14 protein-coding genes and 1 pseudogene are annotated in these 15,017 nt (G+C 57.8%); 9 read left to right on the top strand and 6 right to left on the bottom strand.

All coding sequences use genetic code 11. From position 1 onward, the window contains the following. Positions 1–60 precede the first annotated feature (60 nt). Complete coding sequence (locus HF945_RS02210; protein WP_290524142.1) at positions 61–2,886, top strand: hypothetical protein; 2,826 nt, start codon at positions 61–63, stop codon at positions 2,884–2,886. A gap of 48 nt (positions 2,887–2,934) precedes the next feature. Beyond that, positions 2,935–3,975, top strand: coding sequence for a hypothetical protein (locus HF945_RS02215; protein ID WP_290524143.1), 1,041 nt, complete (start codon positions 2,935–2,937; stop codon positions 3,973–3,975). Positions 3,976–4,246: 271 nt separating this feature from the next. Here HF945_RS02215 and HF945_RS02220 read toward each other — a convergent pair. From HF945_RS02220 to traF, 3 genes and pseudogenes are all read right to left on the bottom strand, one after another. Next, a pseudogene (locus HF945_RS02220) lies at positions 4,247–4,405 on the bottom strand (ATP-binding cassette domain-containing protein); the annotation flags it as partial. A 213-nt stretch (positions 4,406–4,618) separates the two neighbouring features. After that, a complete protein-coding gene (locus HF945_RS02225; RefSeq protein WP_290524144.1) occupies positions 4,619–5,635 on the bottom strand; it encodes a carboxypeptidase-like regulatory domain-containing protein in 1,017 nt (338 codons plus the stop codon). A gap of 13 nt (positions 5,636–5,648) precedes the next feature. Next, complete coding sequence (traF, locus tag HF945_RS02230; protein WP_290524145.1) at positions 5,649–6,824, bottom strand: conjugal transfer protein TraF; 1,176 nt, start codon at positions 6,822–6,824, stop codon at positions 5,649–5,651. A gap of 248 nt (positions 6,825–7,072) precedes the next feature. On the opposite strand from traF, the gene glyA reads away from it, so the two are divergent. Genes glyA through nrdR form a run of 3 tightly spaced genes read left to right on the top strand, consistent with a single transcriptional unit; the run spans position 7,073 to position 9,260 of the window. Beyond that, positions 7,073–8,329, top strand: coding sequence for a serine hydroxymethyltransferase (gene glyA, locus HF945_RS02235; protein ID WP_290524146.1), 1,257 nt, complete (start codon positions 7,073–7,075; stop codon positions 8,327–8,329). A gap of 42 nt (positions 8,330–8,371) precedes the next feature. Next, positions 8,372–8,728, top strand: a complete 357-nt coding sequence (locus HF945_RS02240) for a four helix bundle protein (RefSeq protein WP_290524147.1) — start codon at positions 8,372–8,374, stop codon at positions 8,726–8,728. A gap of 49 nt (positions 8,729–8,777) precedes the next feature. Next, positions 8,778–9,260, top strand: a complete 483-nt coding sequence (gene nrdR / locus HF945_RS02245; RefSeq protein ID WP_290524148.1) for a transcriptional regulator NrdR — start codon at positions 8,778–8,780, stop codon at positions 9,258–9,260. A gap of 139 nt (positions 9,261–9,399) precedes the next feature. Here nrdR and HF945_RS02250 read toward each other — a convergent pair whose 3' ends face one another. Both HF945_RS02250 and HF945_RS02255 read right to left on the bottom strand, forming a co-directional pair. After that, a complete protein-coding gene (locus tag HF945_RS02250) occupies positions 9,400–10,347 on the bottom strand; it encodes a sodium-dependent bicarbonate transport family permease (protein ID WP_290524149.1) in 948 nt (315 codons plus the stop codon). Continuing rightward, complete coding sequence (locus HF945_RS02255) at positions 10,337–10,543, bottom strand: hypothetical protein (RefSeq protein ID WP_290524150.1); 207 nt, start codon at positions 10,541–10,543, stop codon at positions 10,337–10,339. The genes HF945_RS02250 and HF945_RS02255 overlap by 11 nt, the downstream gene beginning before the upstream one ends. 95 nt (positions 10,544–10,638) lie before the next feature. Here HF945_RS02255 and HF945_RS02260 point away from each other — a divergent pair, with 95 nt between their 5' ends. From HF945_RS02260 to HF945_RS02270, 3 genes are all read left to right on the top strand, one after another. After that, positions 10,639–11,607, top strand: coding sequence for a LysR family transcriptional regulator (locus HF945_RS02260; RefSeq protein ID WP_290524151.1), 969 nt, complete (start codon positions 10,639–10,641; stop codon positions 11,605–11,607). Positions 11,608–11,616: 9 nt separating this feature from the next. Next, the gene (gene ribD / locus HF945_RS02265) at positions 11,617–12,732 is read left to right on the top strand and encodes a bifunctional diaminohydroxyphosphoribosylaminopyrimidine deaminase/5-amino-6-(5-phosphoribosylamino)uracil reductase RibD (RefSeq protein ID WP_290524152.1); all 1,116 of its coding nucleotides are present in this window, start codon (positions 11,617–11,619) and stop codon (positions 12,730–12,732) included. A 202-nt stretch (positions 12,733–12,934) separates the two neighbouring features. Beyond that, the gene (locus HF945_RS02270) at positions 12,935–13,594 is read left to right on the top strand and encodes a riboflavin synthase (protein ID WP_290524153.1); all 660 of its coding nucleotides are present in this window, start codon (positions 12,935–12,937) and stop codon (positions 13,592–13,594) included. Between the two features lie 11 nt (positions 13,595–13,605). Here the strand turns inward: HF945_RS02270 and HF945_RS02275 are convergent, their stop codons facing one another. Continuing rightward, positions 13,606–13,797 carry a hypothetical protein gene (locus HF945_RS02275; RefSeq protein WP_290524154.1) on the bottom strand — a complete coding sequence of 64 codons (192 nt, stop codon included), beginning with the start codon at positions 13,795–13,797 and terminating at the stop codon, positions 13,606–13,608. Position 13,798: 1 nt separating this feature from the next. Here HF945_RS02275 and ribBA point away from each other — a divergent pair, with 1 nt between their 5' ends. Then, positions 13,799–14,908, top strand: a complete 1,110-nt coding sequence (gene ribBA / locus HF945_RS02280) for a bifunctional 3,4-dihydroxy-2-butanone-4-phosphate synthase/GTP cyclohydrolase II (RefSeq protein WP_290524155.1) — start codon at positions 13,799–13,801, stop codon at positions 14,906–14,908. Positions 14,909–15,017 lie beyond the last annotated feature (109 nt).

Below are 15,017 nucleotides of genomic sequence, written 5' to 3' on the forward strand. Positions count from 1 at the left end.
TTGTGGATCATTCGATCGGGGCGTAGGCAAGGGGCCTGCGGTACTTTCCAAGGAGAAGGCATGTTTAAGAAAACAGCATTGAGTCTTGCCGTTCTGGCCCTGGCGGCCTGCGGAGGCGGGGGCAGCAGCAGTGGTGGTGGCAGTGGCGGAAATGGAGGTCCGGCAGCGCCGGCGGCCAAGGCTGGCGGTACGGCGGCAAAAGGCATTATCGCTGGGGCACTTGTGGAAGCCAAAAAAGCGGATGGTTCCGTGATCGGTACGGCTACCACCGCAGAAGACGGCTCGTACAGCATTGAACTGAATGGCTATTCGGGCACGGTCTTTCTGACCCTGAAAGCACCGGAAGCAGGCGATGCGCTGGTAACGTGCGATGTCGCCAGCTGTGGCGTGGCCGCAGATGGGGATATTGATGCTGATGAAAGCGGCACTATCGAGTTTGGTGAGCAGTATGCGCTGGATTACGAGCTGCGCTCGGTGATCCATGCTGACTCCAGCGCCTCCAACGTGAGTGCACATATCACCCCTCTCACCACGCTGGTGGCCGACAAGGCTGGCGCGGGGGCTGACCAGGTAGCGGTTGCGGCAGCGAACAGCTTTGTGAAAAACATGCTGGGGCTGGATGCCAACCCCAGTGAGGTGAAGCCGGTGGACCTGACGCAAGGTAGCGGAGGTTCGGTTCAGGAGCTGACCTTTGCGTTGCTGAATGCAGCAATTGAGGAGCAGGCCCAAAGCGGTGCAACGGATATTGCCTCTGTTCTGGGCGGATTGTCCGGAAACTTTGAGACGAACCAGGTCGACAAAAGCGCGCTTGAGGCGCTGGTGGCGGGTGTTGCCAGTGTTGAAGCGGCGGTAAAAGCGGGTAATGAAGAGATCGATGTAGTTGCGGCCTCCAGTGCAGCGCAGTCCGGGGCGCAAAATGCTTGCGACCTTGAAGGTGGCGAGCAGCAGCAACCTAAAGTCGCCCTTAGTGAAGACGCTCCGTCAGAATATTGCTCTCCAGAAATTGAGTTTGAAGGGGCGTTGGGGTCCAATCTGGATAAAGCCAAAGCCCTGGTGGCCACCGCACGTAAAGTGTCCATTGAGGCAATTGAAGCCATTGAAGCCGAACTTGACGAAGAGAGTGAGGCCTATAATTCCGAAAACCTGATCGTCAAGATTGGCAATGTAGCTGATGATGTGGATACCGATACCCGCAAGGTGGTTCAGACCTTTGGTGAGGTAGCTGGTGTATTGGTGGATCAGATTGTCCGCGGGGTTATCGATGGGGAAGATCTGACGACGGATCTTGGTGAAGCTGCATCGCTATACTACGACGCATCCTTCGAAAATGACTGCCAGTATTATTACCCGCAAGAAGCTGTTGATCAGTGTGAACTGGATTATGAGGCTGATAAAAGTGCCTTCGTGTCCCACTTCGTGGGAGGGACCATTGAAAACAGTGGTGATGAGTGGTCTGTAACATCAGCCACCTTCGATCTGGATGGAAATGAGGCGACCGCTGATGATCAGTTGATGGTTCACATGAACGTTGTGCTACCTACGGTTATTGGTGATGGTGAATCCGGCATCGGGCTCAATGCGGGCGTAAATACGCTTTCCATTCACGGTTCGGCAGCGCTTCCAGATGTTGCCAGCTTTACGGTAAGCGAAGGGTCGGGCCTGGTTGTTGAGCTGAATAATAATTTTGTCGACGATGGCGAAAGTGAGCCAGAAGATGCTATTAAAAGAATAGCACTGGATGTAAGTGCGGAGCTGTCCAACAACGAAATGACCTTTAATGGTGGGGTGGAAGTTGTTGTTCGTGAGTCCAGCAAGCACCAGTCACTGAATGCCCCCGTACCGGAAGTCCTGTTGCCAGTACCTGAAAAGCTCGCGTTGAATGGTGTGTTCGAAGAGGTAGGCACCGGAAACAGTCTGGATGCCAATGTGTTGCTGACGGTTTCCAATGTCAGCCAGTTCGGTTTCTACCAGGAAGGGTTTGAGCGGAACCTCGTTAGCTATAGTTTTGATCAAGAGACAGAGGTTCTTACGGTCACCATCAGTGAAGGTGAGAGTCAGGCGACGGTAGCATTTTCTCTTGAGGAAAATGACTACGGTGGTGGCTGGACAGAATTTGAGATTGTCTCTGAATGTGTTTCGACGTCCGGTGATGCCTATTGCCCACGTGCTACCCGTTATTGGGTGTCGGGTTATAATATTGTCGTGGAGGGGATTAATAGCCAGGAAGATTGTGCGGACCCAGAGCAGGCGGGTTCAATCTATACCCGATGGGAGGATGATAGTCTCGAGTGTATCGCCTGGATCAGTTCCGGAGATGAGGGCTTCGAGAGCGATATTCGTAACTTCTTCACCGCAGACGCGGATTGGTATCTGGATGGTATGCGTGCCTATGTGTCGGGTGAAGGCTGGTATCAGGTGGGCCCGGATGATTTCTACGATGACTATTCCGGAACATCCCTGTTCCCCGCTGATAGTGGCACAGCTGTCGCGCACCTCGATGAGTCAGATATGGACTTCGATGCCGAAGGCCGTTATCTGAAAGGCACTCTCCTGGTTGAAACTCGTGGGAAGCTGTCAGCCAATCTGCCCGAAATGGATGTCAAGCTGGTGGCTGCGCGTAGTGGCTACGCACTGGGTGAGGCGACACTGGATCTTTCCTGGGACGGTGATTCACTGAAAGTGATTTATCCTTATTCCGGTGACGGTAGCAATAGCGCGACGCTGGAAGACGGTGAAGGCACGATAATGACAGTGGTTTTCGATGATAGTGCTGAAACCGTTACAGGTGATATTCGCAAGGATGGCACCGTTTACGGGACCTTCCGTGAGGAAAATGGGCAGTACATCATCAGCTGGATCGATAATACCATCGAGTCCTTGTACTAAACGTCAATGCTAGAGTCTGGGGCCGCCTGCGGGCGGCCTTTTTTTGTTATGCGGTATCTCTTTTTTCTGTTGTTTTTTGTGGTCATGCCCCTTGGTGCGGAAGAGCTGGACTTTTCGGTATCAAGCCGTTCGGTGAGTGAACCAATGGCCATCAAGGGTTTTGCCGATCAGTGGAGCAATACGCTACATCGTGGCGATATTGCCTGGACGAGAAACCGTCTTGAGGCCGGGGTGCGAAAGGGCGCTTTCAGAGTCGGCTACATTCAGCGCTATGACTATGCGTTGACGTTCAATGATGAGACTGCGGATTTGTACTATCGCTCGGAAAATGATCTTCCTGAGCCAGAAGGGGATGTGCCTGTTCGGTTGAATGCCTGGCATATGCGAACACAGGGGGCGAAATTTTCCTGGCGTTGGACTGCAGGAGCGTTTCACGTAGAGCCGGCCTTGTCGCTGCTGTCTGGCTGGCAATTTCAGGACGGAAGCCTGGATGGATTTCTGAGAAATGAGAGCGGCGAACTGAGCGGTCAGGCCGAGCTGGACTACCGCTATTCTCAGGATTTGTTGCTCGATCATCAATTCGAGAGGCCTGCTGGTACGGGGCTGGCCTTGGACCTGACGTTGCGTTGGATAGGTGAAGGGCAGGGTGTCATCCTCGACATTCAGGATGCCTATGGCCGTATGTGGTGGCGAGATGCACCTTATACAAAAGGGACGTTCAATACGGTGGATCGCGATACTCCAGGAGAAGTGAAACTGGATCCGGCGTTTACTGGCAAGAGAAATACTGAGGATTATCAGCAAACATTGTCTTCCTATACCCGCGGAAGCTATTGGCTGGAGCAGTCAGGTTGGCGCTGGTCGGTAGAGGGCGAGTATTTTCTGGAGCGTCTATGGGTTCGCCCAGGAGTGAGCTGGACGCGCCTTTCTGGAAACCCCTATATGGGATATGAGCTGAGAGATGGGCAGTGGCTGCTGGGGCTGAGAAGTGATGATGATCGCTGGTCTTTCGAGCTGGGTTCCGACACGTTCAAGCTCGAGAATTCTCGTTCGCTAACGGTAAATGCGGGTTATTCATTGCTTTGGTAACGGTCCCTCAGAGGTTGGCTGATTGCAAGCATTACGGTTTTTGCCTGATGTCCTTCGTTGGTAGCTGGGGGCCGATGATGCCGACAATGGCGCCTCGCGGTACTTGGAAACTCAGGTCTTCGTAAAGCAGCTTGTGGTCGAATTCCTTGGCAACGCCGTTCAGCTCGAACACCTGCTCATCAAGACGCTCGCCCGGCGGGGTGTAGAGTTCCTGGGTTTCGTTGCGCTTCTGGAATTCCTGGCTGGCCAGTTCCTCGAATGCGGCCATCCGGGCCATGATCTTCAGCAGGGTGGATTTACCCGCGCCGTTCAGACCCAGTACGCCGATCTTGGCGCCGGGGAAGAAGGACAGGGAGACGTCTTTCAGGATGTGCTTCTTGGGCGGGACAACCTTGCCCTCCTTGTCCATGGTGAAAATGTACTGACTTATAAACTCCGACCGCAGTGTCGTTAAGTGTGCGGGGCTGGACAGAAGGCAAGTCCCGAGGCCCCGGCGGAATGGCGCCTAAGCTAACGGAATAGTGCTGAATTTGGAAGGTTTGCAGCGTTGGCGGGCTATCCCGCAGAGGGCGAAAAGTATGGGGAAATGCGCAATACAGAGTCAGGGTGGAAACCGGGGATGCCGGGTTCCACCCTGTGCCCGTTAGAAAGGCATGGCGTTGGCGGTGAAGGTCAGCGTCAGATCAAAGTCCTTGCTTTGACCCAGCGCTTCCACGTTGCCGGCCAGGCTGGCCGTAATCACGGTGCCGTCATCGCCGAGTCGGGTGCCGTTCAATGCCTTTATGCTCAGGGAACCAACCCTTGCGCTGCCGGCTTCGTCGGCTACCAGTGTCACGATCTGGTCCTTGAGTTGCTGGACGGTGATGGGCTGGCTCATCGGGTAAGGCTCGCTGCCCGTTGCCGCCTGCCCGTCAATGGTGCCGTCGTAGTCCAGTGTCCAGGTGACGAAATAGCCGGCAAACAGGCTGCCAAGGCTGTCTTCAACATCGTTGAGGCCGGTGCTGATACCGATATTGCCATTATGGGCCAGTTCATCCAGTCCGTCCTGGACGGCTGTGGGCAGGCTGTCTGACGGGATCAGGCTGTTGAAAAAATTGAACCCGTCCAGGGTGCCGGCAATCTCCGTCAGGTTCTCGGCAAAACTCTGGTTGCAGTAATTGTTCTGCGGGGCCAGCTCCCAGTTGTCCCAGTTGTCGAACAGGTCCGCACTGATGGCCGTCGTCTGATCCATGGTGTAGTGGGTCAGTGCATTGGCGTTGACCCGGTTGCCGGAGGCATAGACGGTGTTGCACAAGACAGAGTAATACTCGGTATTCTCGGCACCGTTGACGGTGGCGCGGATCAGCACCGGGGCCTTCAGGCCGAAGAAGGGATCGGTCGCATCGGTGTCCCCTTCCTCGAATTCGTCATTCCAGACGAAGCGGCCGGCACTGTCAGTGGTCAGCCGTTTGGCGTCGCCATGGGCGTCCTTGATGTCCACGGTCGCCCCCACAGCAGGGCTTCCGCTGCTTTCGGTGACCGTGCCTTGCAGCAGCGTGGCCGCGGTCATGTCATCGTCGTCACTGTCGCTGTCGGTCAGGTCCGTCAGTTTGCAGCCGCTCAGCGTGATTCCCGCCAGTGCGGCAACCATGGCCAAACGGTGATTCTTTAATTCCATCATGATGATTTCCCCCTTAAATCTTGAAGCCCAGTTGCAGCGCAACGCCGAGCGTGTCTCCGTCGCCGGTAGCGGCACTCAGATCCAGGTTGAAGCGGTCAAAGGGCGTGATGCCAATGCCCGCGGTCAACAGGTCGGACACATTGCTCTTGATGTCAGTGCGGTAACCGGCACGGAAGTGAAAGTGCCTCCCTGCCGAGAATTCGGCACCGGCACGCAGGAACTGGGTGTCTTCCAGCAATGCATAGCCATTGCGCTTGGTCAGATCCAGGTTGGCCTCCAGTTTCAGCCAGTCGTTATGCTGGAAGCCCACGGCGGTGGTGATCACCGGCGCCATCTTGTACTCGCTGTCGCTGGGTCCGGAAAAGGTTTTCGGAATCAGGTTCTCGACCGTGGCCGCCACGGTGTACTGCTGCTTGTCGCCCAGCCGGGTCAGCGCCCCCAGGTCCAGGTTGAGGTGGGTGTGGGATTCCGTGTTGTCGGAGTCGGTCATGTCGTCCGCTTCAAAGGCGGACGCGGTTTCCGAGTAGTGAATCAGTTCCACCGTTTGCAGTTTCAGCGTGGCGCCAGCGTCAATGGCCTGCCCCTGGATGTCGAACTGATGGCCGCCCATAAGGCCGTATTCATGCAGCCAGACCAGGGAGGCGTCCGCGGTGGAATCCAGATCGTCTTCTGTAGCCAGGCCGTCAGCAATGTCCTCCAGCACCTGGCGGTCAGTGTCCACATAGGTGATCCCCACCCCTGCTGACGCCTTGGCCCGGGCAACGAAGGCGGCCGGCAGCTTGTGATTAGGCAGGCCGACCATGATTGCGCCGCCTGCGTCCAGCTGAACCTGACTTTTGCTCAGTGCTTGCAGCTCCTGCTCCGCGCTGTCCACGGCCTGGTCTCGCTGCGGACCGGCGGGTGGCGCATTGTCTTCCAGGTCCTCGACCTGATCGCCAAAGTCGTCCAGGCCTTCGACCATGCTGTCCTTGTCCGAAGCCAGTACCCCCACATTCAGGCCAAGGCTGAAATCGTCGTTTTCATCGAATCGATTGATCAGTGCCGGGTTGTAGATGGCCTGGTTGTATTCTCCCATGGTCATGCCTGTGCCCCCGCGAGCCATAGCCCGGGCATCGTAGATGTCCGCGCCTGCCAGGGCTGGCATCAGGGAGGTGGTCGAAATGGCGACCGCCAACATCCTGAGTTTCATTCTTTTTGATCCCTTCAGTTTCATATTTATGTCAAGCGGGAATCAGTCTAAATGATGGGTATGGGGGGGGGCATACCTCATTTGGGGGATGAATGATGCTCTGTATAGGAGGAAGGGGCTGGCGTGTCCACAGAATCGGGGGTGAGCAGGGCTGCGGTTTGGCATGAGGCGTCTTCATGTGTCTTTAGCGTCGGTTTTGGTTAGAATACGCGCCCTCGAATCCACCAAACTTAGTGCAGGGTTAGCCCATGTTCCCGAAATCCATGTCCATTGCCGAGTTCGATCCGGAAATCCAGGCGGCCATCGAGGCCGAGGAAGTCCGTCAGGAAGAGCATATCGAACTGATCGCTTCTGAAAACTATGCCTCCCCGCGGGTCATGGAAGCCCAGGGCTCCGTACTGACCAACAAGTACGCGGAAGGCTACCCCGGCAAGCGCTACTACGGTGGCTGTGAAAACGTGGATGTGGTGGAACAGCTGGCCATCGACCGTGCCTGTGAGCTGTTTGGGGCCGACTGGGCCAACGTTCAGCCGCACTCCGGTTCCCAGGCCAACGCCGCCGTCTACATGGCGGTGCTGAAGGCCGGGGACACCGTGCTGGGCATGAGCCTGGACGCGGGCGGTCACCTGACCCACGGCGCCAAGCCGAACTTCTCCGGCAAGACCTACAACGCCATCCAGTACGGGCTGGACAACGAGACCGGCCTGATCGACTACGAGCAGGTAGAAACCCTGGCCCGTGAGCACAAGCCGAAGATGATCGTAGCGGGCTTCTCTGCCTACTCCCAGGTCGTGGACTGGCAGCGTTTCCGCGATATCGCCGACGAAGTGGGCGCCATTCTGCTGGTGGACATGGCCCACGTGGCTGGTCTGGTTGCGGCGGGCGTGTACCCGAGCCCGGTGGGCATTGCCGACATCACCACCACCACCACCCACAAGACCCTGGGCGGCCCCCGTGGTGGTCTGATCATGGGCAAGGCCAACGAAGAGATTCAGAAGAAGATCAACTCAGCCGTCTTCCCCGGTGGCCAGGGTGGTCCGCTGGAGCACGTGATTGCCGCCAAGGCGATCTGCTTCAAGGAAGCCATGCAGGCTGACTTCAAGGGCTACCAGGAATTGGTAGTGAAGAACGCCCAGGCCATGGCCAGCGTGTTCATCGAGCGCGGTTTCGACGTGGTCTCCAACGGCACCGAGAACCACCTGTTCCTGCTCAGCCTGATCAAGCAGGACATCACCGGTAAAGATGCTGACGCCGCCCTGGGCCGCGCCAACATCACCGTGAACAAGAACGCCGTGCCCAACGATCCGCGTTCCCCGTTCGTCACCTCCGGCCTGCGCATCGGCTCCCCGTCCATCACCCGCCGTGGCTTCAATGAAGAAGACGCCAAAGCACTGGCTGGCTGGATCTGCGACATTCTCGACAACATGGGCGATGAGTCTGTGATTGAGAGTGTGAAAGGGAAGGTGAAAGAGATTTGTGCGCGTTTGCCGGTGTATGAGCGCTGAATTAATAGTTAATAATGAATAATTAATAGCTGGAGGCCACGGATGGCTGAAGGTAATGCGGCGCGGGAGAAATCCCGCGCTTTTGCTTTGCGGGTGGTGAATAGCTATCGCTTTCTGCAAAGTGAAAGAAAAGAATATGTGCTTAGTAAGCAGTTGCTGCGTAGTGGTACAGCAATTGGCGCGATGGTTCGTGAAGCTGAATATGCGGAAAGTCGTGCTGATTTCGTGCACAAGCTGCATATCGCATTAAAGGAAGCCAGTGAGACGGATTACTGGATAGACTTGTTATGCGATTCTGGTTATTTCAACCCTGAAGCTGGTGCTTCATTACAGGCGGATGCCGAAGAACTGATCAAGCTGTTGACCGCCATTATCAAAACCACGAAGACTCGCAGTTAATGGTTTTTAGCTATTAACTATTAATTATTAACTATTAATTGAGGAACCCATGCACTGTCCTTTCTGCGCTGCCCAAGACACAAAGGTGATCGACTCCCGGCTGGTGGCTGATGGTGGGCAGGTGCGACGTCGGCGTGAGTGCCTCAGTTGTAATGAACGTTTCACCACTTTCGAAACTGCTGAGCTGGTGATGCCCCGGTTGGTGAAGTCCGATGGCACGCGTCAGCCATTTGATGAGGCCAAGCTGCGGGCCGGCATGCTGCGCGCGCTGGAGAAGCGGCCGGTGAGCATGGAAGATCTGGAAGCGGCGATCAGTCGGGTTTGCCACCGCCTTCGTGCCACCGGTGAGCGTGAATTACCTGCCCGGGAGCTGGGCGAGTTCGTGATGGAAGAGCTGCAGCAGCTTGATGATGTGGCTTATGTGCGCTTCGCCTCGGTGTATCGCAGTTTTCAGGATATCTCGGAGTTCTCTGCGGAAGTGGATCGTCTGCGCAGCAAGGGCGGCAGCAAGGATGACGATCTGGACAGGTAGCAAGTCGCGGGCTCTTGAGGGGCGATCGACGATGTCGCTCACCCCAGCGGTTCTTGTTATTTGTCTTCTCCTGTGACGGCAGCCCTGGTGGCTGCCGTCTCTCTTATGTCTCTCTTGTTTTGGCACGGTGACGGGGTCGTCACGGGGTAACTCCACTGCCCTGAAGCCACTGTGCCAGGAGCAGGTAAAGGGGGATGCCTGCCAGCACATTGAAGGGAAAAGAGATGCCCAGAGAGGCTGCCATGGAGAGGGTGGGGTTGGCCTGGGGCAGTGCCACCCGCATGGCGGCAGGGACGGCGATGTAGGAGGCGCTGGCGCCCAGCACCGCCAGCAACGTCACCCCGCCCACGGATAAACCCAGCCCATGGCCCAGCAGAGCGCCCAGAGCGCCGGACAGCAATGGCATAAAGATCCCGAAGGCCGCCAGGAAGGGGCCGTCCTGTTTCAGCGCACTGAGTTGCTCGGTGGTGATCAGCCCCATCTTGAGCAGGAACAGCGCCAGTACACCCTGAAACAGTTCCATAAAGAAGGGCGAGATCTTGCCCAGGCTGTCACCGGAAAAGGCACCGATAAGCAGGCCGCCCACCATCAGCACAATGCCGGGGCTGAGCAGTGTCTCATGGGCCAGTTCCCGGCTGGCCAGCCCCGCAGACAGCCCTCGCGCCAGTATCAGTCCGACAATGATGGCCGGGATCTCCAGCAGCACCACGAACAGGGGGAGGTAAGCCTCATAGGTGACTCCGGCGGCATCCAGAACCGCCACGGCAACCGCATAGGTGGCCACACTGACGCTGCCGTAGTGGGCGGCAATGGCGGCGGCATTGATTTTGTCCATGCCGCCAATCTGACGCAGCAGGGGGAAGGCCAGCAGCGGCAAAGCGGCACCAAAGCCAATCACCAGCAGCGACTGCCAGATGATGCGTGCGCTGGCATGTTCCGCCAGGGCGGCGCCCCCCTTCAGGCCGATGGCCAGCAACAGAAACAGTGTCAGGCTCTGATACAGCCCGGTGGGGAACGGCAATCGTACCTTCAGCACCCCGGCGACCAGACCCAGCACAAAGAACAACACCACCGCATCAAGCTGCATGGGCATCCCCTTCGCCAGCTGACGCGGCCGCTGTGTCGGGCCGGCGACCGGCCAACCAGGCCAGTGGCAACAACGCGCCGCCAATCACGCCCAAAGGGGCGCCGGCATGGCCGTTCAGGGACAGGGTGGCGGCTAAAGCCAGATTGAGCAGTGCTACCAGGCAGATAAACAAACGTTGACGGGTAATCAGTGACATAGGGCCTCCCTTATGAAAACGGGGGCATTATCCAGAGAAGCAATATTAGATAAAAATAGATACTATCTAGTATTTATATAGATAAAGATCTAATTATGAGTCGATTGCATGCCCGGGTGGGCACCTTGAGACAACTGGAGATCCTGCTCGCGGTTCACGATACCGGTACGGTCACGGCTGCCGCCGAGGCGCTGCACCTGACGCAGCCGACGGTGTCCATGCAGTTGCATAAGCTGGCGGATGCCATGGGGATTGCCCTGTATGCGCAGCATGGTCGGAAGCTGCGTTTTACCGACGCGGGCCTGGCGGCGGTTGCCTCGGCCCGCCGGGTAATGGAGGAGTTCGAACATCTGGATATGACCCTGGCGGATCTGCGTGGGCTGAAAGCCGGTACCTTGCGGTTGTCAGTGGTGACTACCGCCAAATACTTCGTGCCGCATCTTTTGGGGCCGTTCTGCGAGCGTTATCCCGGGATTGAGGTGTCATTCCATGTGGGCAACCGGGAGCAGATCATCGAGCGGCTGGAGGCGGGGCTGGATGACTTCTATGTGTTCAGTCATGTTCCGGGCGGGTTGTCGTTGGAGTCCAGTGCGTTCCTGGATAATCCGCTGGTGGCCATTGCTGCCGAGGGGCATGCGCTATCACGGCAGCCAGCGCTGAGCCTGGAGGATATTGCCAGAGAGCCATTTTTGATGCGCGAGTCGGGTTCCGGCACCCGGCATGCCATTGAGCAGTATCTTCAGCAGCAGGGGCAGACGCTGAACGTGAAAATGACCGTAGAAAGCAATGAGGCTATCCGCCATTCGGTGATGGCAGGGCTTGGCATTTCGATCCTTTCCGCCCATACCCTGAATCTGGGGGGCTGGGTCGGCCTGTCGCCGTTGCGCGTGGAAGGGTTGCCAATCGTGACCCAATGGCATCTGGTCAGACCCTCGCGCAAGCGTCTCTCGGTGGTGGCTGGCGCGTTCCAGCAGTTCATGGAAGAGCAGGGGAGGGCCGTGCTGGCAGATTTTGTTGAGGATGCGGGTCGCTTTGTTGCGGCATCCGGGGCCGGCATCAAGTAGAATGCGCCCATGTTCACCGACTTTGACCGCCAGATGATGGCGCGGGCTCTGCAGTTGGCCCGTCGCGCTCTTTATACCACCGACCCTAATCCACGGGTGGGGTGCGTACTGGTGCGTGATGGCGAGATTGTTGGTGAGGGTTTTCATGCCCGTGCGGGCGAGCCCCACGCCGAGCGCCATGCCCTGGCTGTGGCCGGTGACAAAGCCTGCGGTGCCACCGCCTACGTCACCCTGGAACCCTGTTCCCATACTGGCCGAACCGGTCCCTGTGCGGATGCGCTGCTAGAGGCCGGAGTGACCCGTGTCGTCGCTGCCATGCGAGATCCCAATCCGCAGGTCGCGGGGCAGGGGCTCAAACGGCTGGCGGATGCCGGTATCGATACGGCCTCCGGCCTGCTCGAAGACGAAGCCCGTGCACTCAATCCCGGCTTTATTTCCCGGATGACCCGCCAGCGCCCCTTTATCCGCATTAAGATTGCGGCCAGTGTCGACGGTCGTACCGCCATGGCCAGTGGCGAGTCCCAGTGGATTACCGGTCCTGCTGCCCGTGAAGACGTCCAGCGGCTGCGGGCACGCAGCTCTGCAGTGATCACCGGCGTGGGGACAGTGCTGGCGGACCGGCCCTCCTACACGGTGCGTCCGGATCAGTGGGCGCTCACTTCATACAGCAGTGAGTGGGTGCGCCAGCCGCTGCGGGTGATTCTGGATCGCACCCTGCGCACACCGCCGGATGTGCCGGTGGTGAGTGCGCCGGGCCACTGCCTGCTGGTGGCCGGGGAGCGCCATGATGGCCGCCAGAATGCGCTGGAATCGGCCGGGGCGGAGGTGATCCATCTGCCCGCCTCAGGATCCGGCATTGACCTGGTGCAATTACTCAAGGAATTGAACCGGCGCGAATGCAATGAAGTGCTGGTAGAATGTGGCGCCACGCTGGCCGGGGCCTTTGTCCGTGAGGGGCTGTTCGATGAACTGGTCGTCTATATGGCGCCGGCCCTGCTGGGATCGTCGGCGCGCCCGCTGCTGGGCCTGCCACAGCTGGCCAGCATGAGCGAGAAGGTCTCGCTGCAATGGCAGGATGTGCGGATGGTGGGGAATGACCTGCGCCTGACGCTCGTTCCAGCGTAATGAGTTTAAAGTTCAAAGTTGAAAGTTAAAACGCGGATGAGGGCGGTGCGAGGTTGAGTGGTTGGCGCCGCGATTAGCGGTAAACGCGGACACGGCATGGCCAACAGGCAGGTCCTGGTCTGCGCTTTTCAACTTTGAACTTTAAACTTTCAACTCAATCCCGGGCGCGTCTGGTCCGTAAGCCCGGCGCAGGAGAGTTTGCATGTTTACCGGCATTATTGAAGCCATGGGCACCGTGGCCGCGATGACTCCGAAAGGCGGGGATGTGACCCTGCTGGTGAAGAGTGATGATCTGGATTTTGGCGATGTGCAGCAGGGTGATTCCATTGCGGTCAATGGGGTCTGCCTGACGGCCACTGCCTTGCCGGGCGGCGGCTTTGAGGCGGATGTGTCCGGGGAGACCCTGTCGTTGACCTCGTTGAAACAGATCACCGTGGGCAGCCAGGTCAACCTGGAAAAGGCACTGACCCCGACCACCCGGCTGGGCGGTCACCTTGTCAGTGGCCATGTGGATGGCCTGGGCAAGATTGTCGAGATGAAGCAGGATGCGCGCTCGGTGCGTATCGATATCGAGGCGCCGTCCGAGCTGGCCAGATACATCGCCCACAAAGGGTCGATCACCGTGGATGGCATCAGCTTGACGGTGAACAGCGTGTCCGGTGCGGTGTTCTCCCTGAATATCATCCCGCACACCCAGGAAATCACCACCATCGGCCAGTGGAAGGTGGGGACGCCAGTGAACCTGGAAGTTGATATAATCGCCCGCTACCTGGAGCGCCTGCTGCTGGGAGAGAAGGCCGCCGAGCCCACTTCCCAGGGGATTTCTATGGCGTTTCTGGCGGAAAACGGGTTTTTGAAGTAACGCAACAGGCTTCACGCATCACGCAACAACGCGGGATGGGCTGTTGCCAGAGATTGATCGTTTTCGACGCGATTGTCGCGTAGTGAATGAAAGGTTTGCGCTGGTTTTCCTTGTAGCTTGAAGCTTGTCGCTTGCAGCTCAGTACCGGTGAAAAATGCAGAGGAGACGTTGTCAGTCTCCACGCTTGAAAGGTCGAGTACCATTATGCAGCTCAACAGTATTGAAGAACTGATCGAAGATATCCGTCAGGGCAAGATGGTGATCCTGATGGACGACGAGGATCGGGAAAACGAGGGCGATCTGGTGATGGCGGCGGAGCATGTGGATGCCGCTGCCATCAACTTCATGGCCAAGTACGGCCGTGGCCTGATCTGTATGCCTATGTCCCGCGAGCGCTGTGAGTTGCTGGAACTGCCGCTGATGGTACAGAGCAACGGCAGTGGTTTTGGTACCAAGTTCACCGTGTCCATCGAGGCCCGCGAAGGGGTGACCACCGGTATTTCTGCGGCAGATCGTGCCCGTACCGTACAGGCTGCGGTGGCCCGTAACGCCAAGGCCTACGATATTGTCCAGCCGGGTCATATTTTCCCGCTGATGGCTGAGCCCGGCGGTGTACTGCGTCGTGCCGGACACACCGAAGCCTCCTGCGACCTTGCCCAGCTGGCGGGTTGCGAGCCGGCGGGGGTAATCTGTGAAGTCATGAATGAAGATGGCTCCATGGCCCGCCGCGAAGATCTGGAAGTGTTTGCCAAGGAGCACGATCTCAAGATTGGCACGATTGCCGATCTGATCCAGTACCGGGCGCTCAATGAAAAGACCATCGAGCAAGTGTCCGATAATGTGCTGGATACCTGGTATGGCGATTTCCGTCTGGTGGCCTTTCGTGACACCGTGGATGGTCTCACCCATGTGGCGCTGGTGAAAGGCGAGATCAGCGAAGAGAAAGAAGTGACCGTGCGGGTGCACCAGGTGGATCCGCTGCGCGACCTGATGAGTGCCAAGATGAATGGCCGCACTGGCTGGAACATGCACCGGGTGCTGGAAGCCGTGTCCGGTGCCGATGCCGGCGTGGTGATCATCCTCGGTCAGGATTACGACTCCCAGGACATGGTAGAGCGTCTGGACAGTTTCTTTGGTGGCGAGCCCCGCAAACCGAAGGGGGAATCCCGTGCTTACCGTAACATCGGCACCGGCTCCCAGATTCTCAAGGCGCTGGGCGTGCGCAAGATGCGACTGCTCAGCTCACCGATCCGCTTCAACGCACTCAGTGGCTTCGATCTGGAGATCACCGAGTACGTGGACGCAGGAAGTTAATAGAGCGCTGGATGCCAGACGCCCGAGGCCTGATGCTAAAAACCAAAAGCGTCCGGCATCAGGCATCAGGCGTCTGGCGGCGAATCAAAACCACTGGAAGCACCTGGGT

The sequence above is a fragment of the Alcanivorax sp. genome (genome assembly GCF_017794965.1).
In the GTDB taxonomy this organism is placed as follows: Bacteria; Pseudomonadota; Gammaproteobacteria; order Pseudomonadales; family Alcanivoracaceae; genus Alcanivorax.

What these genes read in the sequence shown, in the direction of transcription:
- HF945_RS02275 (WP_290524154.1), bottom strand. Translation starts at nt 13,797, where the DNA reads ATGGTACTCGACCTTTCAAGCGTGGAGACTGACAACGTCTCCTCTGCA.
- HF945_RS02255 (WP_290524150.1), bottom strand. Translation starts at nt 10,543, where the DNA reads ATGTCACTGATTACCCGTCAACGTTTGTTTATCTGCCTGGTAGCACTG.
- glyA (WP_290524146.1), top strand. Translation starts at nt 7,073, where the DNA reads ATGTTCCCGAAATCCATGTCCATTGCCGAGTTCGATCCGGAAATCCAG.
- HF945_RS02225 (WP_290524144.1), bottom strand. Translation starts at nt 5,635, where the DNA reads ATGATGGAATTAAAGAATCACCGTTTGGCCATGGTTGCCGCACTGGCG.
- traF (WP_290524145.1), bottom strand. Translation starts at nt 6,824, where the DNA reads ATGAAACTCAGGATGTTGGCGGTCGCCATTTCGACCACCTCCCTGATG.
- HF945_RS02270 (WP_290524153.1), top strand. Translation starts at nt 12,935, where the DNA reads ATGTTTACCGGCATTATTGAAGCCATGGGCACCGTGGCCGCGATGACT.
- ribD (WP_290524152.1), top strand. Translation starts at nt 11,617, where the DNA reads ATGTTCACCGACTTTGACCGCCAGATGATGGCGCGGGCTCTGCAGTTG.
- ribBA (WP_290524155.1), top strand. Translation starts at nt 13,799, where the DNA reads ATGCAGCTCAACAGTATTGAAGAACTGATCGAAGATATCCGTCAGGGC.
- HF945_RS02240 (WP_290524147.1), top strand. Translation starts at nt 8,372, where the DNA reads ATGGCTGAAGGTAATGCGGCGCGGGAGAAATCCCGCGCTTTTGCTTTG.
- HF945_RS02260 (WP_290524151.1), top strand. Translation starts at nt 10,639, where the DNA reads ATGAGTCGATTGCATGCCCGGGTGGGCACCTTGAGACAACTGGAGATC.
- HF945_RS02215 (WP_290524143.1), top strand. Translation starts at nt 2,935, where the DNA reads ATGCGGTATCTCTTTTTTCTGTTGTTTTTTGTGGTCATGCCCCTTGGT.
- nrdR (WP_290524148.1), top strand. Translation starts at nt 8,778, where the DNA reads ATGCACTGTCCTTTCTGCGCTGCCCAAGACACAAAGGTGATCGACTCC.
- HF945_RS02250 (WP_290524149.1), bottom strand. Translation starts at nt 10,347, where the DNA reads ATGCAGCTTGATGCGGTGGTGTTGTTCTTTGTGCTGGGTCTGGTCGCC.
- HF945_RS02210 (WP_290524142.1), top strand. Translation starts at nt 61, where the DNA reads ATGTTTAAGAAAACAGCATTGAGTCTTGCCGTTCTGGCCCTGGCGGCC.